The sequence below is a fragment of the Amycolatopsis orientalis DSM 40040 = KCTC 9412 genome (assembly GCF_000478275.1).
Classification (GTDB): domain Bacteria; phylum Actinomycetota; class Actinomycetes; order Mycobacteriales; family Pseudonocardiaceae; genus Amycolatopsis; species Amycolatopsis orientalis.
Genome location: NZ_ASJB01000028.1, coordinates 1 through 25658 on the forward strand (window position 1 = coordinate 1; position 25658 = coordinate 25658).

A 25658-nucleotide genomic window follows, 5' to 3' on the forward strand; every position below is an offset into this window, starting at 1 on the left:
GCACTCGGCGGCCAACCACCCACCAGCCGACTGCAACCAACCTAATGGCCAAATACACCTAGCTCGTTGTGCCACGCTCCGAGGGGGGCGGCCGCCCGGCCGTCTCCTCGGACGAAAGGACTCCACAGTGTCATCGAGACACACCTGGGTGGTGCGGGGTTCGGCGCTTCTGGCCGGTCTGACCGCCGCCGCCGGACTCGCGACCGCGGCCCCCGCCGCGGCGGCGGAGCCGGTCCGGTTCACCACACCGGCGCCGACCGGCGACCACGCGATCGGCACCACCGAACTCCATCTGGTCGACAGCTCCCGGCCCGATCCCTGGAAACCGGATCGCCGCCGCGAACTCATGGCCACCGTGACCTATCCCGCGGACCGCCACGGCGACGGACCGCGGGCGCCCTGGCTCAGCGACGCCATGGCCGACACACTGGACGACGGGCTGAACAGCCCGGCCTACCTCGACGTCCCGCCGGGCTCGATCGACTGGACGTCCGCGAAACGCCACGCGCGTACCGGCGCACCCGTGAGCCGGTGGGGCGGTCCGCGTCCGGTCGTCGTGTTCTCGCCCGGCTTCACCGTGCCGAGGGAATTCGACACCGTCCTCACCGACGATCTGGCGAGCCGCGGATACGTCGTCGTCTCGCTCTCGCACACTTACGAGAGCATGGCCGTCGAGTTCCCCGGCGGCCGGATCGAGCGGGCCCCGCAACGGGAACTGGATCCCGCGACGATGAAGACGGCCATCGACGCCAGGGTGGCGGACAGCCGGTTCGTCCTCGACCAGCTGACCCTCCTGGCACACGGGGTGAACCCCGACGCCGGACACCGGACGCTGCCCCGCGGCCTCGGCCGGCTGCTCGACCTCTCCCGTATCGGCATGTTCGGGCATTCCTACGGCGGGTTCACCTCCGGCGAAACGATGTACCACGACCGCCGGGTCGACGCGGGGATCAACCTCGACGGCGCGATGGCTTCCGCGTTCGGCTTCCCGGAAGGCACCCCGTACGTTCCGGGCGAGGTCGTCAAGCACGGACTCGACCGGCCGTTCCTGTTGATGGGCTCGGAACTCACCGATCCGGTCACCGGCAAGCCCGTGGAGCACACGCACGCGAATCCCTACGACCGCAGCTGGGTCGAGTTCTGGGGGAACCAGCGGGGCTGGAAACGCGATCTACTGCTGCGCGGGAGCGCGCACATGGGCTACAGCGACCTGCAGGCCGTCGTCCCGCAGCTGGCCTCGCTCGTCAAACCGGAGAAGGTGCGCGCACTCATCGGCACGATCGACCCGCGCCGCTCCGTCGCCGCGCAGCGCGACTACATCAGCGCCTTCTTCGACCTGCATCTGAAGGGCCGGGACAGGCACCTGTTCGACCGCGAGTCGCCGCGCCATCCGGACGTCGGCTTCATCGACTGACACGCGCGTGAAGGCCCCCTTCCCTCGGCTGAGCCGAGGGAAGGGGGCCTTCACGTAAATTGGCCAGGTGACCGAACCACGGAAACCGATCGTCGAGATGCCGCTGCGCGTGCGCTACCACGAATGCGACGGGCAGGGCATCGTCTTCAACGCGCACTATCTCGCCTACGTCGACATGGCCATGTTCGACGTGGAGAAAACCCTCTTCGGCTCCCACAAGAACGCGCTGGAGCACGGCGCCGACCTCGTGGTCGCCGAATCGAACCTCCGCTACCACGCGCCGTGCCGCTACGACGAAGAACTGGTCATCGCCGTGTTCCTGGATCATCTCGGGACGACGTCGCTGATCGTCGACTTCGAGGTCCGCCGCGGCGGAACCCTGTGCACCGAGGTGAAGACGCGCTACGTCTTCGTCGATCCCGTGACGCTGAGGAAGGCGGCGCCACCCGCGTCGGTGCGCGAGGCGTACGCCGCCCTCCTGCCCGCTCAGGCGGACTGAACGCCGGGGCGCCGATCCTCCACGACGTAACTGGCCCGTGTGCTGATCGGCGCGCCGGGGGTGTTGACGTACGGGACCACCCGGAAGTCGCTGCGCCAGCGCTGCCGGTTCACGTTCACCCGGACGTAGCCGCGCTGGTTGTTGAAGAACTTCATATGCGGGTTGGCCTTCAGCAGATTCTCCCCGGCCGGTGTCATGTCCGCGCCGTTGCCGCCGCTGGTGATCGACGTCCCGACGAACTCGCTCGCCACGGTGGGCGAACCCGGGTCGCCGAAGTCGCGCTTGAGGTCCCAGGCGTAGTTCTGGTGCCGGTCGCCGGTGATGACCACCAGGTTCCGCACCCCGCGGTCCTGCGCCGCGGCGAGGACGCGGTCGCGGTCGGCGACGTAGCCGTCCCACGGGTCGAGGTAGACGTTGGTGGCGGCACCCGCGTCGGTGTCGGTCTGCCCCATCGGTGCCTGGTTGCCGAGGATCTGCCACCGCGCGCGGGACCGGGAGAAGCCGTCGAGCAGCCAGTTCCGCTGCTCCGAGCCGAGCAGGGTGCGGTTCTCGTCGAACCGTTCGGTGCAGTTCGCCGACTGGCCGTCACCGCAGGGCTGGTCGTCGCGGTACTGGCGGGTGTCGAGCATGGTGAACTCGGCGAGCGTGCCGTAGCTCAGCCGCCGGTGAAGCCGTGCGTCCGGGCCCTTCGGCAGCTGGGCGATTCGGTACGGCAGGTGCTCGTACATCGCCTGGAAGGCCTGGGCGCGGCGCTGGCGGAACACCGCCGGGTCCTGGTCGGGTTCGTTGTCAGCCTGCGAAAGGTCACCGGCCCAGTTGTTCTCCACCTCGTGGTCGTCGTTGACGTGGATCCACGGGAAGGCGGCGTGCGCGGCCATCAGCGGCGCTTCGGACTTGTAGAGCGCGTACTGGAGCCGGTAGCGCGCGAGGTCGAAGGTCTCGCCCTTGAACTGCGGTCCCACCGGCGTTCCGCGGCCGACGCCCGTGACGCCGCTTTCGTAGAGGTAGTCGCCCAGGTGCACGACCAGGTCGAGGTCTTCGGCCGCCATGTGGTCGTAGGCGGTGAAGTGGCCCGCCTCCCACGACTGGCAGGACGCGAACGCGAAGTTCAGCTCACGCGGCGACGACCAGGCGACCGGCGCCGTCCGCGTCCGGCCGACCGGCGAGATCTCGCCGCCCGCGCGGAACCGGTAGAAATACTGGTGATCCGGCGCGAGACCGTGGATCTCGGGGTGCACGGAGTGGCCGAGTTCGGGCGTGGCGACCACGGAGCCCCGGCGGATCACGCCGCGGAAGCGCTCGTCGACCGAGACCTCGTACTCGACGCGCACCGGCGTCCTCGGCATACCGCCGAAGCCGTCGGCCTCGTAAGGCTTCGGCGCGAGCCTGGTCCAGAGCACGACACCGCCGGGCAGCGGGTCACCCGACGCGACGCCGAGGGTGAAGGGGTTGCCGACACCGCGGGCGAGCGGCATCGCGCCGGCGGCGTTCCAGGCACCGGTCCCCAGCAGGACGGCGGCCGCGCCGGCGGAGCCGTAACCGAGGAAGCGGCGCCGCGACAGGGGATGAGGGAGTGAAGGCATGAAGCCCTCCTGTGGTGGGATGGTCACGGGCGGCCTCATGCTCGTCCGCGTATATGGCCTCCCGGCCGCCCCCAGGCGAAGCGCCCGTGAACGAAAGACGATCAACCCTCGTGTTCCGCATCCTGTTCTACCGCCCCGAAATCCCGCCCAACACGGGTAACGCGATCCGCTTGACCGCGAACACCGGCTGCGAACTCCACCTGGTGGAACCGCTCGGCTTCACGCTGGAGGACAAGCAGCTGCGGCGCGCCGGACTCGACTACCACGACCTCGCGCGCGTCCACGTCCACGCCGACCTCGACGCGGCGTGGGCCGCTCTGCTTCCCGCACGGGTCTACGCGTTCAGCGCGTCGGCGACGCGGCTGCACACCGATGTCGCGTATGAGCCCGGCGACGTGCTGATGTTCGGGCCGGAGTCGGCCGGGCTGCCTGCCGAGGTCCAGTCGGCCCCCGAGGTGACCGATCGGGTGCGGCTGCCGATGCTGCCGTCGAGCCGGTCACTGAACCTGTCCAACACTGCGGCGATCAGCGTCTACGAGGCTTGGCGGCAGAACGGCTTCGCGACCCCGTGACACCCCTGGCCCCAATGCTATGAAAGGTCCTTTCCTTGCAAATTTTGCAAGGAAAGGACCTTTCATAGCACGCGCGGTAGGTGAAACTAGGGCAGTCGCTGCCCCAGGAAGAGCGAAGCGGCGGCGCCGATCATCAAGACCAAAGTCCCGATGATGACCCAAGGACGGCTCGCGTCGGCGTCCTTCAGCTCGTAACCGATCTGCTCGCCGAGGTCGTTGTACACGCGCTTCAGCTCGTCCGCGCTGGCCGCCTTGTAGAAGTCGCCGCCCGAAAGCCGCGCGATCTCCTCAAGCGACTCGTCGTCGACCTTCACGTCCTGCGGTTTGCCGTCGATGTCGACCGAACCGTGCGTGGTCCCGAACGAGATCGACGAGATCGGCACCTGGGCCTGCTTCGCGGCCTGGGCGGCGGTGTAGCCGCCTCGCGGTGCGTACAGGTCGTCGGGCACCGTCTGCTTGCCGTCGCTCATCAGGACGATCCGGGCGGGCGGCGGGCCTTCCGCGCCGCCGACGATCGCCGAGAAGCTCTCGATCGACTGCAGTGCGGCGAAGATCCCTTCACCGGTCGCCGTCGACTGCGCGAGTTTCAGGTTGTCGATCGCCTTCACCACGCCACCGCGATCGGTGGTCGGCGCGACCAGCACGGTCGCCGTCCCCGCGAACGAGATCAGCCCGAGGTTCACCCCCGGCGTCATGTTCTGCGCGAACGAGCGCGCCGACTCCTGGGCCGCCTTCAGCCGGGTCGGGGCTACGTCGGTCGCCTCCATCGACAGCGAGGTGTCGATCACCAGCATCACGGTCGCCCGGTTGCGGGGCACCTTCTGCTCGGCGGTCGGCCCGGCGAGCGCGACCGTGAGCACCAGCAGCGAAAGCACGATCAGGATGGCGGGAACGTGCCGCACCCAGCCCTGGCTCTTCGGCGCGATCTTGTCCAGCAGTTCCAGGTTGGCGAACCGCATGGTGCGCTTGCGCCGGGCGCGCTGGGAGAGCACGTAGCCGACGGCCACGGCGACGACCGCGAGCAGCAGCAGGAACCACCACGGCGAGGCGAATCCGGTCAGGCTCACGCGACACCACCGGACCAGCGGCGCTTGCGGGCCACCACGAACCGGACCATGTCCGCGATCCAGTCCGAATCGGTGCGCAGCACCAGATGCGCGGCACCGGCCCGCCGCAGCGCGGCCGCGACCTCCTGCCGGTGAGCGTGCGCCGCGGCGCCGAATTCCTTGCGCAGCAAGGCCGAAGCGTGCACTTCGCGCTGTTTCCCTGTCTCCGGGTCGGCCAGCACGACGGTGCCCACGTCGGGCAGGTCGATGTCGCGCGGGTCGAGGACTTCGATGGCGATGAGGTCGTGGTGCCCGCCGAGCGCGCGCAGCGGGCGCTGCCATTCCGTGTCGCCGAGGAAATCGGAGATCACGACCGCGAGCCCGCGACGACGCGGCGGACGGCGCAGTTTCTCCAGCGCCGCCGCGAGATCGCCGCGGACGCCTTCCTCGGCACGCGGGGTCTCGGCGATCTTGCGGACCAGTCCGCGCGCGTGCGGAAGCCCGCCGCGGGCCGGGATACGCGTGATGCTGCCCGCCCCGTTCGAGACGAGCGCGCCGATCCGGTTGCCGCCCCCGCCGGTCAGGTGGGCGACCGCGGCCGTCGCGCAGACGACGAGGTCGCGCTTCTCGCACAGCGCGGTGCCGAAGTCGAGGCTCGCGGACACGTCCGCCACCAGCCACGTCTCCAGTTCGCGGTCGGCGACGGTCTCCCGGATGTGCGGGCTCGTCGTCCGCGCGGTGACCGCCCAGTCCATCCGGCGGACGTCGTCACCGGGCTGGTACGGCCGGGCCTCCCCCGGTTCGGAACCGGGTCCCGGCACCAGGCCGAGATGGTTGCCCTGCAGCAGACCGTCGAGACGGCGGCGCACGTCGAGTTCGAGCGTGCGCAGGCCCGCCTCCATCCGCTCCCCGCGGAGGACCGGCGGAGCCCAGGAAGGACGTTCGCCCTTCTCGTTCTTCACTCGGATTCCTTACCTGACGGGCGCGCCGGCCGGGACCGGGCCGCCTTGTCCGGCCCCGCCCTGCGGACGGGCCGAAACCTGCGGCAGCGGCACGGTCTGCAGCACCCGCGTGATGATGTGGTCGATGGGGACGCCGTCGGCCAGCGCGTCGTAGGACAGCACGAGCCGGTGACGCAGCACGTCGGGGACGACGTCGACGACGTCCTGCGGCAGCACGTAGTCCCGGCCGCGGACCAGTGCCAGCGCACGGGCCGCGGCGATGATGCCGAGGCTCGCCCGCGGCGAGGCGCCGTAGGACACCCAGCCCGCGACGTCGGCGAGACCGTGGTCGTTCGGGGTACGGGTGGTGAGCACGAGGCGGACGACGTAGTCGACCAGCGCGTGGTGCACGAACACCTGCGAAGCGACGTTCTGCAGCCGGACCAGCTCGGCGGGGCTCAGCACCTCTTGCGGGGTGGGCGGGGTGACGCCCATCCGGTAGATGATCTCCCGCTCTTCCTCGGCGGTCGGGTACTCGACGACGATCTTGAACAGGAACCTGTCGCGCTGCGCCTCGGGCAGCGGGTAGACGCCCTCGTTCTCGATCGGGTTCTGCGTGGCGAGCACGAGGAACGGGTCGGGCATCGGGAAGGTCTGGCCGCCGATCGACACATGCCGTTCGGCCATCACCTCGAGCATCGCCGACTGCACCTTCGCGGGCGCGCGGTTGATCTCGTCGGCGAGCACGAAGTTCGCCACCACCGGGCCGAGTTCGACGTCGAACCGCTCGGCGCCCTGGCGGTAGATCCGGGTGCCGAGGATGTCGGCGGGGACCAGGTCCGGGGTGAACTGCACCCGCGAGAACGAGCCGCCGACCACACGCGCGAAGGTCTCGACGGCGAGGGTCTTGGCGACGCCGGGGACGCCTTCGAGCAGGAGGTGCCCCCTGGCCAGCAGGCCGACCAGCATCCGCTCGACCAGCCTGTCCTGGCCGACGATGATCCGCTTGACCTCGAACACGGTCCGCTCCAGCAACTGGGCGTCCCGCGCCGGCGTTCCGGGCTGCTGCTGCGCGCCGTCGGCGTAGCCGGGCTCGGTCACTCGTGCCTCCTGTGTTCCCCGCTTGCGTTCTTGCGTCCGGATGTGACCGTAGTGGTCGGTGGCACAGCCGTTCGTGAAGGTAGCCAACCGGACCACCGGTATGACCGCTGTGAAGGGCTTCCGCTCACGTCAGCCCCCGGTCCTTCCGGAACTCCGCCAGGTCGTCCCACGCCTGCCGCGGATGCATCGCCATCCGCCGCCGGACGACGGCGAGCCGGTGCAGCCCGGGCTCCAGCCGGTCACCCGTCAGGGTGTCGTCGAAGATCTCCAGTACCGTCGCACAGAACAGTACGAAACAGCCGCTGTGCCACCGCAGGTCGCTGATCGGCACGATGGTGTCGGCATCGGTTTCGACCAGGCGCACGGCGAGTTCGACCAGGTCGACCGGTGCATTCGTACCCGGGATGGCGAGCAGGTCCGTGGTCAGCGCGATCAGTTCGGGCGAATTTTCCAGACCGGCCGCCGTCGAAGTGAAGGCCCGGGTCTTACCCGCCATCTCCCCGGCGACAAGGCTGCGCGCGACGGTCTCCAACGACGGCTGGTAAACCTCGTTCGCCAGGTCGACCATCTCCACGACGTACCGTTTGAGTTCCCGGGGCAGCCCGCCCGACAGGCAGTGCGTCAGGTAGCAGAACTGCTCGGAGATCCCCCTCAACCGCAGGGCGACCCACAACCTGCTTTCGTCCAAAGTGAACGGTTCGAGCCGCACCATCTCCGAGAACGCGCTGTCGAAGGCGTCCCGCACGCCGAGCCCGCGCTGCTCGAAGCCCAGCACCGCGTCGTCCGAAACGGACACGAAGAACAGGCAGCCGGGGACGTCGAAGACACCCTTCACATCGTTGATGAACTGATGCGCCTTCTCGGGCTCCCCGATCTTGTCCAGTTCGTCGATCGCGATCACGACGCGCCCGGCGACCTTCTCCGCGGCGAGCCGTTCGGCAGCCAGTTCGGCGAACTCCCGGAACTTGTCGACGACCTCGGGATGCGTGAGCTGCTGCTCGGCACGCTGGGTCGACCAGGTCCGGCCCGCCTCACCCTTCAGCGGCATGCTGAGCTTCCCGGACCATCCGGTCGTGTAGGTCTGCAGGAACCGGATCCGGTCGAGTTGCTGCCTGGTGATGCGCTGCAGCTGGTTGAGATCCGCTTCTCCCCACCGCGCGATGGCGTACAGGAGCTGCTTCAGGAGAACCCTGAGCAGGCCGAAGGCCGCCCCCACCAGGACAAGGGCCAAGACACCGGCGGCCAGCAAGCGCCGGACCGGAAGTGCGGCCCACATCCGCCGCGGCGTGAAGCCGCCGTCCAGAACGTCGGTACCGAAAGCCGCGAGCTCGGAAAAGGCTCGCTGAGGACTTCCACCCCACAGCAGCCAAACAGCCACCAGGGCGACGCCGACCTTCAGGAGGAACGAGCCCGACCGTCGTACCAGCCCCCACCACGCCGTCCACCGGTGAGCACGATCCGCCGGCCTGACGAGCTCTGGCGGGATCGCCGCGAGCACGGCCTTGCACAGCAACGCGTGCAGGTGCAGCACGAAGTCACGGGCTTCGTAGGCTGCGGGCGCCGAAGCGACCACCACCAGCGGCGGGGCATGGCCCGCCTGGCTGAGCAGCCCTCGTTCGAGCGATCGGATCGACGTGGTCTTCCCCGCGCCCCGGGACCCCGCCAGCGCGACGGCCACCGAGTCGGCGCGATCGATGATCCGCCGCAGCCTCTTGACCGCCTCCGTGCGCACGAGGTCGGGTCCGAAGACCTTGTCGAACGAGCCCGGCCCGGCAAAACTCAGAGTCGTCCGGTCGTAGGTGAGCCGGTTGTCCCGGATGTAGGCACGGAGTTCCGGCATGACGACCTCGCGGAGCACGTGGTCCCGGCGGTCGCCGAGCGCGATCATGTCCGGATGCGGAATCACTTCCGCGCGCTGGTCCTTGTCCCTGACGAACAACAAGGGAAGCCGGCGGGCGATCACCCCTGCCGCCAGCACGGCGACGCAGAGAAAACCGAGTATGCCGAACGCCTTCAAGAACAGCGGCATCGCCTGCCAGGCGAGTTGCAGGAGACTGAGGTAGCCCGTCACCATGATTCCGGCGACCGTCAGTACCCGCGCTTCGTGAAAGACCAGCGCCGGGGACGAGCGTCGCCGGAAGACGTGTCTTGCCCGTTCCCTCTCCAACTTGACCCTCACGAACGCCGAAGCGCTGGCGAGGACCGCTTCCCGTGCCTCCTCGGCACGCAGTTCCTCCAGTTTCAGCGCGTCCGAGATCTCGTCCGTGACCAGGGCCTCGTCGACCAGTTCTTCCAGGATCAGCCGGGTGGACCAGGTGTCGAAATCGTCGAAGAAGGCGTCGCTGTCGAGGAGAACGCTCGCGTGGTTCGGTTCCGTGGGCGGCTCGTTCACCGGCCTATGATGCCGAACCGCACCGAGAGGTTCCCTGCCGCTCTGGTCTCCCGCGTCGGAAGTCCGTGCCGGAAGCCCGTGCCGGTCACGACCGGTGGATCAACGACCGAGCGGGGAAGATTCCGGCCGTCCAACGGCCGCGATCTTCCCCACACCACTCACGACTCACCCGACCGGCGACCAGGCGACCTAGGAAAACCGGTCCAGATCCTCCGGGGTGTCGATATCGTCGCTCTCCCCCGGCTCCTCCGGCACTTCGACGATCTCCAGCCCGCCGAGCGTCCGCCGCAGCGACGCGTTCTCGACCCGCTCAGGCAGCGCCGACCGCAGTGCCTCGGCCCGCCAGGCGCCGAGCAGCCACTGCCGCTCGCCCGAGGAATCGACCAGGACCGCCCCCGGCGCCGTGCCCAGCGCCGCCGTCAGCCTGTCCACAGTGGACTTGCGCACCCCGGCGAGGTCACCGGCCAGCACGACGACGATCTCCGTGGGCACCATGGCTAGCCCCGCCGCCAGCGCGGCGACCGGGCCCGCGCCCGGCGAAGCCTCCCGCGTCCACCGCACGCCGCCGAAACCCGGCCGTTCCGGGCCGACGACGATCACCGGATCCGCGTCGGCGAGTGCCGCCAAAGCCCGTGTCATCAACGGTTTCCCGCCGACGGGCAACGCGGGTTTGTCCACACCGGACAGACGGCGCGCGGCACCGCCCGCCAGCACGATCCCCGCGTACGCCACGCCTAGCCGATCAAGCGGGTCGCGTACGGCATGATGCCGCCGTAGCGCACCGGCGCGATCCGCACCCGCAAGCCTGACTGCGGCGCCTCGACCATCTGCCCGTTCCCGAGGTACATCGCGACGTGGTGGATGCCCCGCGCGCTGCCGCCCCAGAAGAGCATGTCACCGCGGCGCATCTGGGAAAGCGGCACCTTCCGCCCGGCGTTGTACTGGTAGCCGCTGTAGTGCGGAAGCGCCCGCACCCCCGCGAAGGCGTAGATCATCAGCCCGGAACAGTCGAAGCCGATCTTCATGTAGTCGCCGTAGCGATCCGCCGTGCCACCGTCGCGGATACCGCGGGTGGGGCCGGAGGTGTTGCCGCCACCCCACGCGTACGGAAGTCCCAGCTGCGACAGCGCCCGCTGCACGACGGCCTCGACACTCGCCCCGGCGGGAGCCGACTGGACGGGCCTGCCCGACGGACGGCCGCCGCCGCCCTGGCTCGGCCTCGACGCGGCGAGCGCGGCCTGACGGGCGCGTTCCTCGTCCTCGCGGGCCTTCTGCGCCTTCCAGTCTTCGTAGCGCTGACGCTGGCCCTGCAGGCCGCTGACCTTCTGCTGTGCCTCGAAGAGCTGCTTCTCGACGTTCGCCTTGTCGGCTTCCAGCAGCTCGTTCTGCGTGGCCTGGGTGTCCTGCGCGTGCTGGGCGGCGCTTTGGGCGTTGTCGGCCTCGTGCTTCGCCGCCTCGGCCTCGCGCTTGCGCTCCTGCGCGATCTCCAGCTTCTTGCGCGCCGTCGCGTCCTTGTTGGACTTCTCCGTCTGCGCGCGCTTCATCGTGTCGAGCGCGTTGAGCCTGCTGCCGCCGACAGCGTCGAGCAGCTGCGCGCGGCCGAGCAGTTCTTTGGGGCTGTCGGCGGTGAGGTAGGCCGACACCGAACCGATGGTGCTGCCCTGCTGGAAGCTGGCGGCGGCGAACTTGTCGAGGTCCGCGCGGGCCTTGTCGATGGCGGCCTGCGCGGCGTCGGCCTCGGTGCGCGCGGACCGCGCTTCCCGGTCGGCCTGCGCGGCGGCGTCCTGCGCGCTCTCCGCGTCGACCCGCGCCTTGTTGGCCTCTTCCATCTTCAGCTCGACTTCGTCGTTGAGCTGAGCGAGCTTCGACTCGGCCTGGGCAAGCTGGTTGGTGAGCCTGCCGACATCGCCCGCCTTGGCGTTGGCCTCGGCCTTGCTCGAGTTGATCTCGGAGTCGCTGGGGTTCGGCGGGGGCGGCGGGACCGCGACACCCGTGCCGGTCACCCCGAGCAACAGGACGACGCCGAGCGCGGCGATGGTCACGCCACGGCGGGCCACGGCCCCGGACCCGGTTTCACCACGCACGATCCGCCCACCTCCTGATCTTGAACTTCCGGCTCACTGTGCCACTGCTGCATCAGCATTACCAGAAGCACCACCAGGAACTTACACACCGTAGGCACCATTTCCCCTCAACGGGGGACGAACAGACGAACGTTTCGTCACTCGAACGGACGCGGCCGATGAGACGTGGATGACCGGCGTGGCGGCTTGCCAAGCCAAACAGGACGGGCGTACTGTTTGAAGGGACGAACGAGGTGTGCCATCCCGCGTCCGGACTTACGGTGGGGGTGCGCAAGACTCGCTCCGGGTCGACCCGAACGGCCTGGAAACACACTGAGAACACACCGAACTGACCCGGGACGAACGCTCACGAGCCTGAGTCCATGCCACTGGAGTTAGAAGTGACTGCACCTGCCAGCAAGGACAGCTTCGGCGCCAAAGACACGCTGAAGGTGGGCGACGCCTCCTACGAGGTGTTCCGCCTGAACAAGGTCGAGGGCTCCGAGCGCCTTCCCTATAGCCTGAAGATCCTGCTCGAGAACCTGCTGCGGACCGAGGACGGCGCGAACATCACCGCCGACCACATCCGCGCGCTCGGCAACTGGGACGCCAAGGCGGACCCGTCGATCGAGATCCAGTTCACCCCCGCGCGCGTGATCATGCAGGACTTCACCGGCGTGCCCTGCGTCGTCGACCTCGCCACCATGCGCGAGGCCGTCACCGACCTCGGCGGCGACCCGGACAAGGTGAACCCGCTGGCTCCCGCCGAGCTGGTCATCGACCACTCGGTCATCATCGACGTCTTCGGCCGCGCCGACGCCTTCGAGCGCAACGTCGAGATCGAGTACGAGCGCAACCGCGAGCGCTACCAGTTCCTGCGCTGGGGCCAGGGCGCCTTCGACGAGTTCAAGGTCGTCCCGCCGGGCACCGGCATCGTGCACCAGGTCAACATCGAGCACCTCGCGCGCACGGTCATGGCCCGCAACGGCCAGGCGTACCCCGACTCCTGTGTCGGCACCGACTCGCACACCACGATGGTCAACGGCCTCGGCGTGCTGGGCTGGGGCGTCGGCGGCATCGAGGCCGAGGCGGCCATGCTGGGCCAGCCGGTCTCCATGCTCATCCCGCGCGTCGTGGGCTTCAAGCTCACCGGCGAGATCCCCACCGGCGTGACCGCCACCGACGTCGTGCTCACCATCACCGAGATGCTGCGCAAGCACGGTGTGGTCAGCAAGTTCGTCGAGTTCTACGGCGAGAGCGTCGGCGCGGTGCCGCTGGCCAACCGCGCCACCATCGGCAACATGAGCCCGGAGTTCGGCTCCACCGCGGCGATCTTCCCGATCGACGAGGAGACCGTCCGGTACCTCAAGCTCACCGGCCGGTCCGAGGAGCAGGTCGCGCTCGTCGAGGCCTACGCCAAGGAGCAGGGCCTCTGGCACGACCCGTCGCACGAGCCGGAGTACTCGGAGTACATCGAGCTGGACCTCTCGACGGTCGTCCCGTCGATCGCCGGCCCGAAGCGCCCGCAGGACCGCATCGAGCTCACCGACGCGAAGAACTCCTTCCGCAAGTCGATCCACGACTACGTCGGCGGCGAGCAGGCTCCGCACACCAACGTCGACGAGGCCGTCGAGGAGTCCTTCCCGGCCAGCGACCCGGCCGCCCTCTCGTTCAAGGACGAGGGCGCTGTCGAGATCCAGTCGGCGGCGAACGGCCACAGCGGCCGCCCGACCAACCCGGTCAAGGTCAGCACCTCCGACCGCGGCGAGTTCATCCTCGACCACGGCGCCGTGGTGATCGCCTCGATCACCTCGTGCACCAACACCTCCAACCCGTCGGTCATGCTCGGCGCGGCGCTGCTCGCGCGCAACGCGGTCGACAAGGGCCTCGCGGTCAAGCCGTGGGTCAAGACCTCGATGGCGCCGGGTTCGCAGGTCGTCACCGACTACTACACCAAGGCCAACCTGTGGCCGTACCTGGAGAAGCTGGGCTACCACCTGGTCGGCTACGGCTGCACCACCTGCATCGGCAACTCGGGCCCGCTCTCGGACGAGATCTCCGCGGCGATCCAGGAGAACGACCTCACCGCGGTTTCGGTGCTCTCGGGCAACCGGAACTTCGAAGGCCGTATCAACCCCGACGTGAAGATGAACTACCTCGCGTCGCCGCCGCTGGTCATCGCCTACGCGCTCGCCGGCACGATGGACTTCGACTTCGAGAACCAGCCGCTCGGCCAGGACACCGACGGCAACGACGTCTTCCTGAAGGACATCTGGCCCTCCGCCAAGGAGATCCAGGAGACCATCGACTACGCGATCACGCAGGAGATGTTCACCAAGGACTACGCCGACGTCTTCGACGGTGGCGAGCGGTGGAAGTCCCTGCCCACCCCCGAGGGCAAGACCTTCGACTGGGACGCGGAGTCCACCTACGTCCGGAAGCCCCCGTACTTCGAGGGCATGAAGGCGGAGCCGTCCCCGGTCACCGACATCTCCGGCGCGCGCGTGCTGGCGAAGCTGGGCGACTCGGTCACCACGGACCACATCTCCCCCGCCGGCGCGATCAAGCCGGGCACCCCGGCCGCGCAGTATCTGACCGAGCACGGCGTGGAGAAGAAGGACTTCAACTCCTACGGCTCGCGTCGCGGTAACCACGAGGTCATGATCCGCGGCACCTTCGCGAACATCCGGCTGCGCAACCAGCTGCTGGACGACGTGCAGGGCGGCTACACCCGCGACTTCACCCAGGACGGCGCCCCGCAGGCGTTCATCTACGACGCGGCGCAGAACTACGCGGCGCAGGACATCCCGCTGGTCGTCCTGGGCGGCAAGGAGTACGGCTCCGGTTCGTCGCGTGACTGGGCGGCCAAGGGCACGTCGCTGCTGGGCGTGCGCGCGGTGATCACCGAGTCGTTCGAGCGGATCCACCGGTCGAACCTGATCGGCATGGGCGTCATCCCGCTGCAGTTCCCGGCGGGCGAGTCGGCCGCGTCGCTCGGCCTCGACGGCACCGAGACGTTCGACATCTCGGGTATCACCAAGCTGAACGAGGGCGAGACCCCGCGTACGGTCCACGTCACCGCGACGAAGACCGACGGCACCAAGGTGGAGTTCGACGCGGACGTCCGCATCGACACCCCGGGTGAGGCGGACTACTACCGCAACGGCGGCATCCTGCAGTACGTCCTGCGGAAGATGACCCAGGCGTAAAGCGGCCCACGCGAAGGCCCCTTTCCCCGCACTTCGGGGAAAGGGGCCTTCGTCGTTCTTCGGTACCGTGCGGGCATGACCACGGGGAGAGTTCAGGTCGAGAACGGCGAATTGGCGTACGAGGCCCGGGGCGACGGCGATCCGGTGATCCTGCTGCACGGCGGGATCCTCGACTCCCGGATGTGGGACGCCGAAATGACGGCGCTCGCACCACACCACACCGCCATCCGGTACGACGCGCGCGGGCACGGCGAGTCGTCCACACCGACGGAGCGGTTCAAGCACTACGAGGATCTCCGCGCGCTGATGACCGCGTTGGGACTCCCCCGCGCTTCTCTGGTCGGCTTGTCCGGTGGCGGCCGGATCGCGGTCGACTTCGCGCTGACCTACCCGGATCTGGTCGAGAACCTCGTCCTGGCCGCTACCGGGCTCAGTGCGATGGTGACGAAGGACCCCTTCGTCCTGGAGCAGAACAAGAAGCTCGAAGAGGCGGGCGCCAGGGGCGATCTCCCCGGTGCCATCGAATGCATCCTGCGCATGTGGGTGGACGGGCAGCGGCGCGCACCCGCCGAGGTCGATCAGCGAGTCCGGCGGCTGTGCCAGGAGATGTACACGCAGACGGTCGTGCGGCACGGACTTTCCGGCTTCACGCTGATGGACGAACTCCGGGCCGTCGAACGCATCGGCGAGCTGACCCCACGCACCCTGACCTTGGTGGGAGATCTGGATTCCCCGGACATCCTGGCCATCGCCTGCCAGATCGAAGGCGAAGCACGCGACGCCCGGAAACTGGTCGTCCCCGGGGTCGCGCACATGATCAATCTGGAGAAACCCGACTGGTTCTCCGGGACAGTGCTGGATTTCCTGGCCCGCTCGTGAGTGGTGATGACGGTTCTATTTGAGAGGTAAGGCAAACGTGGCGTGATCGACTCAATGCCGTGAAGGTCCCCTTGCCTACCCTCAAGGTAGCGAAAGAGGCCTTCACTACTTGGCGACCTACGTGAGGCCTCCCTCACGAGACCGGGGCCTATCCACAAAGGGGAGTTTTCGGCGACTCGGCGTCCGGTTGATGCCTATATGCACGTTCCTGAACGGGGTCGTGAGTGGTAAAGAGCGTTCTAACGCTCTTTACCACTCACGACCACGGCCCGGCTTCCGCCAGCCAGTCCGGACGCTCGCCGGGGCACAACATCTTTGCCTCACCCCTCTCTAACCGTCATTACCACTCACGACCTCGGAGCAGTCTTCCCGGTGCTCGGGGCGGCGGTCGACGACGCGGCCCAGCGGGCGCAGGAGCACGTTGACCCCGACGATCACCACGGTCCCCGCCAGCGCGACGACGTAAAGTCCCGCGCCCGCAAGGGATCCGACGGCCGCGGAGCACCACAGCGTGGCGGCGGTGTTGAGCCCGCGCACGTTCAGCCCGTCCCGCAGGATCACCCCGGCGCCGAGGAACCCGATACCGGAGACGATCTGGGCGGCCACCCGCGTCGGGTCGGCGTCACCGCTGCTGTTGAGCCCGCCGAAACCGTGGGCGGACAACAGGACGAAGAGGGTGGCGCCGACGGCGACGAGGGCGTTGGTGCGGAGACCGGCCATCCGGGCGCGGTACTGGCGCTCGATGCCGATGACGGCGCCGAGGCCGACGCCGGTGCCGACCCTGAGCAGCATTTCGAAGGTGTTCATGATTCCGGCTCTTTTCTGGCGTGCGTACACAAAGCCAGACAGGGAAAGGAGACCGGAGAAGGTCAGCGCACCGCGCACGCGGGTGAACGGCGACCGCTTCCGGTCGATCCAGAACTGTCTTCCGGCATGTGCCGCTCACCTCGCTTTCTTACTCGAACGGTGTTGATCAACCTTCGGAAGATACCACGTCGGTCAGGGCTTCCAACGCACGGCGACCGCGCCGGACCGGCCGACGATCACGCCGTGAACGTTGATCGAAGTCGCGAAGGTGATGGTTCCCGGGCCTGCTCCAGCCGCCCTTCCGAGGTCGGTGAGGCTTCCGTCGGAGTTCCAGCGCACGGCGGTGTAGCGCCCTTCTGTGTCCTTCGACATACCGACCGCGGTGTTGCCGGGACCGGCGGCCCGCGCTTCGCTGTCCGGCTTGTCGGTGACCGGGAAACCACCGAGGTCGGTCACCGCACCGTCCGGCTTCCAGCGGGTGGCGAACACGCCGTAGCTGCCGCCGATCGAACGCTGCACCGTGCCGACGATCGTCCCGTCGGCGCCGATGCCGAACGCCTTCGCGTGGTAACCGGACGGCAGGTACTGCAACCCGAGGACCGTCCCGTCCGGGGCCCAGCGGGTCGCGTGCGTCTGGTGGTCCTGCGCGGTCGACCAGCCCGCGATGGTGCCGTCGTCGGCGATCGCCGCCCCGCCGCCGGAGGTCCCGCCGGGGAGGGTGGCGAGTTCGGCGACCTTGCCGTCGGTCCCCCAGCGGACCGGCTTTCCGTAGTAGCTCGAGTAGGACGCCGAGCAGTAGCCGGTGATCTGGCCGGTCGCGTTGATCGCGTCCGCCTGGCAGTACGTCGTATCCGGCAAGGACTCCAGGACCGTGATCCGGCCGTCCGCGGCCCAGCGGACCGCACGCTGGCCCTTGCTGTTCGACGACCGCCCGACCACTGTTCCCGCGGCGTTGATCGCGGTGGCCCCGCTCCCGGTGTCACCGTCCGCGGTGCCGAGATCGGTGACCGTTCCGTCGGCGCCCCAGCGCACGGCGTGCGACGTGCCGCCCGTGTTGGACCAGCCGACCGCTACCCCGCTGTCGTTGATCCCGGCGGCACCGGCGACCGAGGAACCGGGCAGCGCGGGAAGCTCGGTGAGTACCGGGGCGGCCGAGGCCGAGGCCGGGGCGAGTACGGCCAACGCGACGGCGGATGCCCCGGCAATGGACAGAGTTCTCTTGGTACGCAAAGGTTTCCTTCCCCCAAGGCCGCGGCGAGAACCGCGGATCAAGATCACCTTAGCAAGCGGCGATCGCTCCTCCCAGGTCATTTCCGGCTCCGGAAATTGCCGCTAATTGGGCGAGCGGAACGCCGCACGGATCGTCTCCCGCAGCCAGCGCTGGGCGGGGTCGGCGTCGAGCCGGGCGTGCCAGAGCTGCCGGACCTCGACCTCCGGCAGTTCCGCCGGGACGGGGAACCAGCGGATCCCGAGCGAGCGGCCGTACTGCTCGGCCAGCCGCTGGGGCACGAGGCCGATGTAGTCGCTCGACGCGACCAGGAACGCCGAGACCGCGGAAGTGGGGACGACGGCCGCGACGCGCCGCCGCAGTCCTTCGGCCTCCAGGACGTCGTCGAGCGGGCCCCGCGTACGACCGCGCCGGGACGACGAAACGTGGGGATGGCGGCAGAGCTGCGCCAGCGTCGGACGGCGGGCCCGGCCGAGCGGGCTGTCGGCCCGGACGATCGCCACCACCCGTTCGCGGTACAGCAGCGTCGAGTGGATGTCCGGTGCCGCGAGTTCGCCCGCGCCGATGTCCAGATCGACCGAGCCGTCCCGGAGCGCCTCGGCGCTTTCGCTGCCTTCGGCGACGAACCGCAGGACCACGCCCGGCGCGACGGCCGCGGTCGCTTCGACGGCCGCCGTCGCGAAGGTCGCGGCGACACCGTCGTTGATGCGGATGGTGAAGGTGCGTTCCAGCTCCCTGATCGCCGGTTCCCGGTCCGCGCTGATCAACGCCGACGCCTCGTCGAGCAGCGATCGCACCCGCGGCGCGGTCCGGAGCGCGAACGGGGTCGGCACCATCCCGCGCCCGGCGCGCACCAGGATCGGATCCCCCATCGCCCGGCGCAGGCGGCTCAATGCCCGGCTCGTCGCGGGGATGGACAGGTGCAGGCGCTCGGAGGCACCGGTGACGCTGCCGTCCCGGAGCAGCGCGTCGAACACCCGCAGGAGGTTGAGGTCCAGCTGGTCGGCCATAGTTGCATCGTACGCAAATAGTCCTTTCCAAAGTTGCGTCGCACGAAGGCCGCGCTGGTCCCTAGCGTGGTGGACATGCCACTCCGCCTTCAAAATCGTGAGGACCCGGGCGCCACCTCGGGTCACCCGGCCGCCCGGCGCGGTCTGCTCACCGTCCTGTGCGCGTGTGTCGTGCTCGTCGTCGGGATGGTCGCCGCGATCAACCTCGCGGTGCCGATGCTGGCCGCGAGCGACCTGCGCCCGTCCGCGTCCGCCCTGATCTGGATCGTCGACACCTACGTCGTCTTCTTCGCCTGCCTCGTGATCCCCGGCGGCGCCGCGGGCGACCGCTTCGGCCGCAAGGGCGTACTGCTCGCCGGTCTGGCGCTGTTCGCGCTCGGCGCCCTGCTCTCGGCGGTCGCGCCGAACCTGCCCATCCTCCTGGCGGGCCGCGCCATCACCGGCATCGGAGCCGCCGCCGTACTGCCCAACACACTCGCCGTCCTGCTGCACGCCGTACCCGCCGAACGCAAGGGCGTGACCATCGCGACCTGGGCGTCGATGACCGGGATCGGCGGCGTGGTGGGGAACGCCGGCGGTGGCGCGGTGCTCTCCGGCGGGTCGTGGCGCTGGCTGTTCGCGGCCGCGATCCCGCTTTCCCTGGTGCTCGCCGCGCTCGTCGCCCGGATCGCGCCGGTGTCCCCGCGCCACGACCGTCCCCTCAGCCCGCTCGGCGCCGTCCTGCTCGTCGGTGCGTCGGTCGCGTTGCTGCTCGGCATCGTCGAAGGACCCGAAGCGGGTTGGGGCAGCCCGGTCGTCCTGACCGGATTCGGCGGCGCCGTGGTGCTCTTCGCCCTGTGGACGTTCGTGGAGCTGAAGGCCCGGCATCCGCTGCTCGATCCCCGGTTGTTCCGCGTGCCCGCGTTGCGCGGCGCCTGCCTCGGCATGACCGCGATCTTCTTCGGGATGTTCGCGCTGTTCTACGTCAACGCGTCGTTTCTCCAGTACGGCAAGGGTTTCAGTGTCCTGCTGACTGGGCTCGGGATCATCCCGCTGACCGTCCCGGTCATCCTCGGCGCGCGACAGGTGGGCAGGCTCGTCCGGCGAGCCGGGGTCGACGCCACCGTCGCCCTCGCGTTCGTCTTCGTCGGCTGCGGACTCCTCGGACTGTCCACAAGCGACACCGCTACGTCCTACCTCGCTTACGCCGCCTGGCTCGTGGTGACCGGGATCGGTGTCACGCTGGCGCTTCCGACGCTGTCCGCCGCCATCGCCGGTTCGCTGCCCCCGGCACAGGCCGGTGTCGGCGCGGGGCTGCAGGCCACCACCCGCGAGTTCGGCAGCGCGCTCGGTGTCGCGGTCATCGGCACCGTCCTCACCGGACGGTTCGCCGCCGCGCTGCCGCCGGACGTCCGCGCGGGCCAGGATCCGCACACCGTCGCACAGGCCCTCGCGGCGGCTCCCGGGCGCGCCCCCGAAGTGATCTCCGCGTTCGTCACCAGCACGGGCACGGCCCTGCGGGTGATCGGCGTGAGCGTGCTCGTCCTCGGGGCGCTCGTCGTCCTGCAGTCCCGTCTTTCCCGCACCCGCGGGAACCAGTAGAAGGAGCGATTCCCATGCACGTATTCGTCACCGGGGCGACCGGGTGGATCGGCTCGGCCGTCGTGGACGAGCTGCTCGACGCCGGGCACGAGGTCACCGGCCTCGCCCGTTCGGACACCTCGGCCGCCGCACTGGAGCGCAAGGGCGCCCGGGTGCGCCGCGGCGACCTGGACGATCTCGACGGCATCCGCGCGGGCGCCGAAGCGGCCGAGGCCGTCGTCCACCTGGCGAACAAGCACGACTGGGCCGACCCCGCCGCGACCAACCGGGCCGAACGGGGCGCCGTCGAAACCATCGCCGACGCGCTGACCGGAACCGGCCGGGCCTTCGTCCTCGCCGCGGGTCTCTCGACCCTGGGCAAGGGGCGCCCCGCCACCGAAAGCGACCTCTCCCCCGCCGTCGGCCCCGATGCGCATCGCGGCGGCAGCGAGAACCTCGCGCTCGAATACGCCGAGAAGGGCATGCGGGTGATCAGTGCCCGCTTCGCGCCTTCGGTCCACGGCGCGGGCGATCACGGCTTCCTCGCGTCGATCGTCGCGGCGGCCCGTGAACACGGCGTCTCCGGCTACATCGGCGACGGCACCACGGCGTGGGCGGCGGTGCACCGCACCGACGCGGCCCGGCTCGTCCGGCTGGGCCTCGAAGGCGCGCCCACCGGCTCGCTGCTCCACGTCGTCGCCGAAGAAGCGGTCACGACAAAGGAAATCGCCGAAGCCGTCGGACGGACCCTCGGTGTCCCGGTGGTGTCCGTCGCGCCGGAGAAGGCCGCCGAGCACTTCGGTTTCGTCGGCCGGTTCTTCGCGACGGACATGTCCGCGTCGAGTGCGCGCACCCGCGAACTCCTCAAGTGGACCGCGTACGGGCCGACCCTGGTCGAGGACATCGAAGCCGGCGCCTACTCCTGAAAGGAATCACCATGTCCGAAGTGACCGCGTTCATGCTGGTGAAGACCACGCCCGAATGGCTCGGCCTGACGGTCGAACAACGTGTGGCGGTCTTCAAGACCGAAGTACTCCCGGCGATCGAGAGCAAGGTGAAGGGAGTCAGTTCCCGCTTCTACGACACCGAGTTCTACTCGGCGCGGGTGACCGACGTGTGGGTGTGGGAGGCCCAGGACCATCACTCGTACCAGCTGCTCATCGAGGCGCTGCGCGAGACGCCCTTCTGGGACCAGTACTTCGAGATCGTCGACCTTCTCGTCGGCGTCGAGAACGCGTACGCCACGAACTACGGCCTGGACGCCTACGCGAGCGTCGACGTCTGAGGCCAGAAGTCCGTGAAGGCCTCCTTCCCTACCTTGAGAGTAGGGAAGGAGGCCTTCACGGACTTGCGCCTTGATCAGGCAGTGGCGGTTTCGAACGGCTGGACGTTCGGCTGGAACACCTGACCGTTGGCCGGGACCTTCAGATCGATCAGGTAGTCGGCCGTCACCTTGTCCACCCCGAGCGAGTCACCCAGGATGCAGTGCCCGAAGGCGTCGACCGACAGCAGCCGGGCGTTGCCCAGCTCGGCGGCCATCCGCTTCGAGAACAGGTACTGGGTCGCCGGGTCGTAGTAGTTGCCGACGACCAGCACCGGGGTGTCGGTCTTGGCCTGCCACGGGCCGCGGTAGACGTCCGGGTTCTTCGCCGGCCACACCGGGCAGCCCGCGATGTCGGCGAACGCCTGGTAGCGACCGAAAGTGGGCGATTCCTTCTCCCACTTCGCGGCGATCTCGGGAACCTTCTCCTGCTTGATCGTGATCTTCTTGTCCGAGCAGTTCACGGCGAAGTAGGAGTCGTCACCGGTGTACGGGCTGTCCGGGTCCGCGTCGGCCCGCCCGTTCACACCCGACCGCAGCACCTTCAGCTCGACGGCCTGCGCCGTCTGCGTCTGCGCCGCCGGCGGGTGGATGACGTTGTACAGCGCCTGCAGGTCGTCGGCCAGCGCCGGGAACGACGACGGCGAATACAGCACACCGGAGACCGTGCCGGTGAACGTGTTGATGTCGTAGCCGCTGCCGTCCGGCAGCTTGATCGGCTGCTGGCGCAGGTACGTGCGGAGTTCGTCGAACTTCTCCCGCGGCGTACCCGAGCTGAACGAGCACTTCGGCCCGACCTGCGCGCACTTGCGCAGGAACGCGTCCAGCGCGATCTCGAACCCGCGAGCGCGCTCGCGGTCGTACTGCACGCCGTCGCTGGTGCGCAGCGCCGGGTCGACGTTGCCGTCGATGACGATCGCGCGGCTCTGCTTCGGGAACATCGACGTGTACGTCGACCCGATCAGGGTCCCGTACGAGAAGCCGACGAAGGTCAGCTTCTGGTCGCCGACGGCCGCCCGCATCTTGTCGAGGTCACGCACGACGTCCTTGGTGGACATGTGGTTCAGCAGCGCGCCGGCGTTGTTCTTGCAGAACTGGCCGTAGTCGCGGTAGGACGCCAGCGTGCCGGAGATCTCCTGCCGCGAAAGCGGTACGGGGATCTGCGCGGCGAAGACGTCGTCCGCGTCCTCCTGCGTGGTGAAGCATTTGAGCGGGTTGCTAGCCCCGACGCCGCGCGGGTCGAACCCGATCAGGTCGAACCGGTCCAGCACCTGCGGCTGGAAGTAGTTCGCCGCGCCGATCGGCATCCGGAACCCGGAGCCGCCGGGGCCGCCGGGGTTGAGGAACAGCGAGCCGATCTTCTTGTCCGGCGTCTTCGCCGCCCGCTTCAGCATCGCGATGTCGATGGTGCCGAGCGCCGCGTTGTCGTGGTCGATCGGCACGCGATACCGCGCGCAGCTGTAGAACTTCACCTGATCGGCGGGAACGCCCCGGATCTGGTCCGCCGTGCAGGCGCCCCAGGTCACCGGCGCCGTCGCGCCGACCTGGGCGGCCGATGTCCCGGTCTCCTGGTCGGCGGCCGCCGTTCCGGGCATCCCGGTCAGCGCGGCGCCGGCCACGAGTGCCCCTACCAGTGCGAAACCGCGCACCGGCCTCCTTGTGGATCTCGGCAAAACGACTCCTCCCTCGGCTGGCGACATGCCGGAACATGTCGCGCGATGCGCCGCCGACGTCACGGCGCGTAACACCAAGCGAGCCTCGCACAAGCCGGTAACCCAGTCACCGGCCGAAAGGATGGTACGAACCTATCGAGTGGTGGTCTTTAACTCGAAAATCGGTAACGCACGGCGAGCGGACTCCTCCTCCATGGAGTAGCCCGGCCAGAAGTCCAGCAGGAGCCTCCACATCGCGTCGCGCTCCTCGCCGACGAGTTCCCTGGCTTTGACCGGGATCTCCTTGCCCGCCAGCGCGACGACCGCGTCGGGCCGCGAACGCAGGTTGTACGTCCACGCGGGATCGTTCGGCCTCCCCCAGTTGGAGCCGACGAGCACGATGTCGCCCTCGTGCGGGAAGTACAACAGGTTGGTGTCGCGGGGCAGCCCGGTCTTCCGGCCGGTCGTGGTCAGCCGCAGGGAAGGGAGCCCGGCCATCGCGACCAGGCTCACCTTCCCCTTGAACAGGCGGTGGAGTTTCTTGTCCACCCAGATGATCCCGCCCGCGAGCTTCATCAGCCACGGTTTCGTGCCGAGCGCGCGGGCGAGGAACGTGAGAGGGTTAGCCACGCACAGATCTTGCCAGGCTCACCCCGAACCGCGATTCCGAGTCCGTCCACCATTTCTCCACCGCGAATCCGGCTTCGGCCAGCTCGGCGGCGATACCCTCCTGCCGGAACTTCGCGGAGATCTCCGTGCGCACGTACTCGCCCTCGGCGAATTTCACCCTCAGATCGGCGCCAGGGATATCGACGGTCATCGACTCACGGGCACGCAGGCGCATTTCGATCCATTCGTTCTCCTCGTCCCAATACGAGACGTGGTCGAAGGCGGCCGGATCGAAATTCGCGCCGAGGCCGTTGTTGATCACGTGGAGCATGTTGCGGTTGAACTCGGCGGTGACCCCGGCCGCGTCGTCGTAGGCGCGTTCCAGCGTTTCCCGGTCCTTCACCAGGTCCGTCCCGAGAAGGAGCCACTCGCCTTCGTCGAGCACTTCGCGGACCGAGCGCAGGAAGGTGGCGCGATCGGCGGGCAGGAAATTGCCGATCGTGCCGCCGAGGAAGACCACCAGCCGGGGCCGGTCCCCCGGCAGCAGGTCGAGGTGCCGGGTGAAGTCCCCGACCACGCCGCGGACTTCGAGGGCCGGGTAGTCGGCCGTGATGGCTTCCGCGGCTTCGGCGAGCGCGGTTTCGGAGACGTCGAGCGGCACGAACTCCTTCAGTGTGCCGTGGCTCGTGAGCGCGTCGAGCAGGAGCCGGGTCTTCTCACTCGACCCGGAACCGAGTTCGACGAGCGTGTGCGCGCCGGAGCTTTCCGCGATCTCGCCGCCGCGCGCGGCGAGCACCTCCCGTTCGCTGCGGGTCGGGTAGTACTCGGGCAACGTGGTGATCTTCTCGAACAGTTCGCTGCCGCGCGCGTCGTAGAACCACTTGGGCGACAACCACTTCTGGTCGGACTCCAGTCCGGTGCGGACGTCCGCGCGCAGCTGCTCGGTGATGTCCGACTCGCTGTGGTGTACGTCGAGATCCACTTCGGTCATCGTGCCTCAGGGCTCCGATCGGCTTCGAGGGCGAGGTTTTCTTCCAGGGCGACGATCTCCACGCCGTCGCCGGTGACCCGGACGGCGTGGTGTTCGGGAACGGGTGTCCAGCCGGGACCGTCGTCGCACGGTTCGGACGCGACGAGGACGCCGCCACCGGTGTCCCGATAGGACAGGGAATGCGTCCAGGCGGTGCCGAGGAGCGTGCTCCCGTCCGTCAGCAGGAAGTTGAGCCGTGATCCCGGCCCGGCTTCCTCGACGGCGCGGGTCAGCCACGTGACGGCCGCGAGCGGGTCTTCGCCCGCTTCGAGCCGCTCGCGCAGCAAAGCCCACAGCAGCACCGAATCGGTCGTCGCCTCCAGCGTCAGCAGGCGGGTGACCGGGAGTTTCGCGGCCAGTTCGGCCATCGAATCCGGCCAGCCCCTGATCAGCCCGTTGTGACTGAAGAGGTACCGGCCGCCGGTGAACGGCGCGGTGGCCGCCTCGACCACCGGCATCCCCGTCGTGCCGTTGCGGACCGCCGCCATGAAGGCGGGCGACCGCACCGACCCGGCCAGCGCGGGCAGGTCCCCGTCCGTCCACAGGGGAGCGGACCGGCGCAGGCGCAGCGGCTCCGGGCCCTCGGCGTACCAGCCGAGGCCGTAGCCGTCCGCGTTGACCGAACCGCCGCCCCGCATGTCGGCCGGGGCGTAGGACTGTACGAGCAGGGAATGAGGGGCATGGAAGAGCACTTCGGCGGGCGAACGCGGCTCACCGAGATACGCGAGATGACGGCACATGC

Annotated in this window: 22 protein-coding genes; 8 read left to right on the forward strand and 14 right to left on the reverse strand. The window is 69.0% G+C overall.

The annotated features are described in order from the left end of the window. The first annotated feature begins 127 nt into the window (after positions 1–127). Entirely contained in the window at positions 128–1414 is a 1287-nt protein-coding gene (locus L324_RS06570; RefSeq protein WP_051173698.1) for an alpha/beta hydrolase family protein, read from the forward strand. A 67-nt stretch (positions 1415–1481) separates the two neighbouring features. Continuing rightward, the gene (locus tag L324_RS06575; protein ID WP_037305072.1) at positions 1482–1913 is read left to right on the forward strand and encodes an acyl-CoA thioesterase; all 432 of its coding nucleotides are present in this window, start codon (positions 1482–1484) and stop codon (positions 1911–1913) included. On the opposite strand, the gene L324_RS06580 is transcribed toward L324_RS06575, so the two are convergent. Then, complete coding sequence (locus L324_RS06580) at positions 1901–3496, reverse strand: alkaline phosphatase D family protein (protein WP_037305073.1); 1596 nt, start codon at positions 3494–3496, stop codon at positions 1901–1903. The genes L324_RS06575 and L324_RS06580 overlap by 13 nt on opposite strands. Positions 3497–3606: 110 nt before the next feature. Between L324_RS06580 and L324_RS06585 the strand changes: the two genes are divergently transcribed. Next, positions 3607–4068 (forward strand): tRNA (cytidine(34)-2'-O)-methyltransferase, encoded by a 462-nt coding sequence (locus L324_RS06585; protein WP_037305074.1) that lies wholly within the window; start codon positions 3607–3609, stop codon positions 4066–4068. Between the two features lie 86 nt (positions 4069–4154). Here the strand turns inward: L324_RS06585 and L324_RS06590 are convergent, their stop codons facing one another. From L324_RS06590 to L324_RS06615, 6 genes are all read right to left on the reverse strand, one after another. Continuing rightward, a complete protein-coding gene (locus L324_RS06590) occupies positions 4155–5135 on the reverse strand; it encodes a VWA domain-containing protein (protein WP_037305076.1) in 981 nt (326 codons plus the stop codon). Continuing rightward, a complete protein-coding gene (locus L324_RS06595; protein WP_225950060.1) occupies positions 5132–6016 on the reverse strand; it encodes a DUF58 domain-containing protein in 885 nt (294 codons plus the stop codon). The genes L324_RS06590 and L324_RS06595 overlap by 4 nt, the downstream gene beginning before the upstream one ends. Positions 6017–6085: 69 nt before the next feature. Then, complete coding sequence (locus L324_RS06600; protein WP_037305078.1) at positions 6086–7156, reverse strand: AAA family ATPase; 1071 nt, start codon at positions 7154–7156, stop codon at positions 6086–6088. 124 nt (positions 7157–7280) lie between these two features. Beyond that, the gene (locus L324_RS06605; RefSeq protein ID WP_051173700.1) at positions 7281–9548 is read right to left on the reverse strand and encodes a hypothetical protein; all 2268 of its coding nucleotides are present in this window, start codon (positions 9546–9548) and stop codon (positions 7281–7283) included. Between the two features lie 189 nt (positions 9549–9737). Next, positions 9738–10280, reverse strand: coding sequence for a molybdenum cofactor guanylyltransferase (mobA, locus tag L324_RS06610; RefSeq protein ID WP_037305079.1), 543 nt, complete (start codon positions 10278–10280; stop codon positions 9738–9740). A 2-nt stretch (positions 10281–10282) separates the two neighbouring features. Next, positions 10283–11632, reverse strand: a complete 1350-nt coding sequence (locus L324_RS06615; RefSeq protein ID WP_037305080.1) for an NlpC/P60 family protein — start codon at positions 11630–11632, stop codon at positions 10283–10285. A gap of 362 nt (positions 11633–11994) precedes the next feature. Between L324_RS06615 and acnA the strand changes: the two genes are divergently transcribed. After that, positions 11995–14820, forward strand: a complete 2826-nt coding sequence (gene acnA / locus L324_RS06620) for an aconitate hydratase AcnA (RefSeq protein ID WP_173426355.1) — start codon at positions 11995–11997, stop codon at positions 14818–14820. 75 nt (positions 14821–14895) lie between these two features. Beyond that, positions 14896–15699, forward strand: a complete 804-nt coding sequence (locus L324_RS06625; protein ID WP_037305084.1) for an alpha/beta fold hydrolase — start codon at positions 14896–14898, stop codon at positions 15697–15699. Positions 15700–16029: 330 nt separating this feature from the next. On the opposite strand, the gene L324_RS06630 is transcribed toward L324_RS06625, so the two are convergent. The 3 genes from L324_RS06630 to L324_RS06640 all read right to left on the reverse strand — a co-directional run bounded on the left by L324_RS06630 (position 16030) and on the right by L324_RS06640 (position 18744). Then, positions 16030–16506: an MgtC/SapB family protein gene (locus L324_RS06630; RefSeq protein WP_037305085.1), complete on the reverse strand. Its 477-nt coding sequence runs from the start codon at positions 16504–16506 to the stop codon at positions 16030–16032. Positions 16507–16698: 192 nt separating this feature from the next. Continuing rightward, positions 16699–17736 carry a hypothetical protein gene (locus L324_RS06635; RefSeq protein ID WP_152546716.1) on the reverse strand — a complete coding sequence of 346 codons (1038 nt, stop codon included), beginning with the start codon at positions 17734–17736 and terminating at the stop codon, positions 16699–16701. Between the two features lie 102 nt (positions 17737–17838). Further along, complete coding sequence (locus L324_RS06640) at positions 17839–18744, reverse strand: LysR family transcriptional regulator (protein WP_037305086.1); 906 nt, start codon at positions 18742–18744, stop codon at positions 17839–17841. Positions 18745–18819: 75 nt separating this feature from the next. On the opposite strand from L324_RS06640, the gene L324_RS06645 reads away from it, so the two are divergent. From L324_RS06645 to L324_RS06655, 3 genes are read left to right on the forward strand one after another with little or no spacing between them, the layout of a single operon-like run. Continuing rightward, positions 18820–20325, forward strand: a complete 1506-nt coding sequence (locus tag L324_RS06645) for an MFS transporter (RefSeq protein ID WP_051173749.1) — start codon at positions 18820–18822, stop codon at positions 20323–20325. A gap of 14 nt (positions 20326–20339) precedes the next feature. Beyond that, entirely contained in the window at positions 20340–21230 is an 891-nt protein-coding gene (locus L324_RS06650) for an SDR family oxidoreductase (RefSeq protein WP_037305087.1), read from the forward strand. Between the two features lie 11 nt (positions 21231–21241). Further along, complete coding sequence (locus tag L324_RS06655) at positions 21242–21589, forward strand: darcynin family protein (RefSeq protein WP_037305088.1); 348 nt, start codon at positions 21242–21244, stop codon at positions 21587–21589. A gap of 74 nt (positions 21590–21663) precedes the next feature. Here L324_RS06655 and L324_RS06660 read toward each other — a convergent pair whose 3' ends face one another. From L324_RS06660 to egtC, 4 genes are all read right to left on the reverse strand, one after another. Next, entirely contained in the window at positions 21664–23274 is a 1611-nt protein-coding gene (locus L324_RS06660) for an alpha/beta hydrolase (protein ID WP_037305089.1), read from the reverse strand. Between the two features lie 156 nt (positions 23275–23430). After that, complete coding sequence (locus L324_RS06665; RefSeq protein WP_037305090.1) at positions 23431–23853, reverse strand: nitroreductase family deazaflavin-dependent oxidoreductase; 423 nt, start codon at positions 23851–23853, stop codon at positions 23431–23433. A 46-nt stretch (positions 23854–23899) separates the two neighbouring features. Further along, positions 23900–24877 carry an L-histidine N(alpha)-methyltransferase gene (gene egtD, locus L324_RS06670; protein ID WP_037305092.1) on the reverse strand — a complete coding sequence of 326 codons (978 nt, stop codon included), beginning with the start codon at positions 24875–24877 and terminating at the stop codon, positions 23900–23902. Beyond that, complete coding sequence (gene egtC, locus L324_RS06675; RefSeq protein ID WP_037305094.1) at positions 24874–25656, reverse strand: ergothioneine biosynthesis protein EgtC; 783 nt, start codon at positions 25654–25656, stop codon at positions 24874–24876. The genes egtD and egtC overlap by 4 nt, the downstream gene beginning before the upstream one ends. Positions 25657–25658 lie beyond the last annotated feature (2 nt).

Excerpts from the sequence above, each read along its gene's own strand:
- egtD (WP_037305092.1), bottom strand. The coding sequence starts at position 24,877 with ATGACCGAAGTGGATCTCGACGTACACCACAGCGAGTCGGACATCACC.
- L324_RS06665 (WP_037305090.1), bottom strand. The coding sequence starts at position 23,853 with ATGAAGCTCGCGGGCGGGATCATCTGGGTGGACAAGAAACTCCACCGC.
- L324_RS06580 (WP_037305073.1), bottom strand. The coding sequence starts at position 3,496 with ATGCCTTCACTCCCTCATCCCCTGTCGCGGCGCCGCTTCCTCGGTTAC.
- L324_RS06595 (WP_225950060.1), bottom strand. The coding sequence starts at position 6,016 with ATGGAGGCGGGCCTGCGCACGCTCGAACTCGACGTGCGCCGCCGTCTC.
- L324_RS06650 (WP_037305087.1), top strand. The coding sequence starts at position 20,340 with ATGCACGTATTCGTCACCGGGGCGACCGGGTGGATCGGCTCGGCCGTC.
- L324_RS06630 (WP_037305085.1), bottom strand. The coding sequence starts at position 16,506 with ATGAACACCTTCGAAATGCTGCTCAGGGTCGGCACCGGCGTCGGCCTC.
- egtC (WP_037305094.1), bottom strand. The coding sequence starts at position 25,656 with ATGTGCCGTCATCTCGCGTATCTCGGTGAGCCGCGTTCGCCCGCCGAA.
- acnA (WP_173426355.1), top strand. The coding sequence starts at position 11,995 with ATGCCACTGGAGTTAGAAGTGACTGCACCTGCCAGCAAGGACAGCTTC.
- L324_RS06640 (WP_037305086.1), bottom strand. The coding sequence starts at position 18,744 with ATGGCCGACCAGCTGGACCTCAACCTCCTGCGGGTGTTCGACGCGCTG.
- L324_RS06645 (WP_051173749.1), top strand. The coding sequence starts at position 18,820 with ATGCCACTCCGCCTTCAAAATCGTGAGGACCCGGGCGCCACCTCGGGT.
- L324_RS06655 (WP_037305088.1), top strand. The coding sequence starts at position 21,242 with ATGTCCGAAGTGACCGCGTTCATGCTGGTGAAGACCACGCCCGAATGG.
- L324_RS06625 (WP_037305084.1), top strand. The coding sequence starts at position 14,896 with ATGACCACGGGGAGAGTTCAGGTCGAGAACGGCGAATTGGCGTACGAG.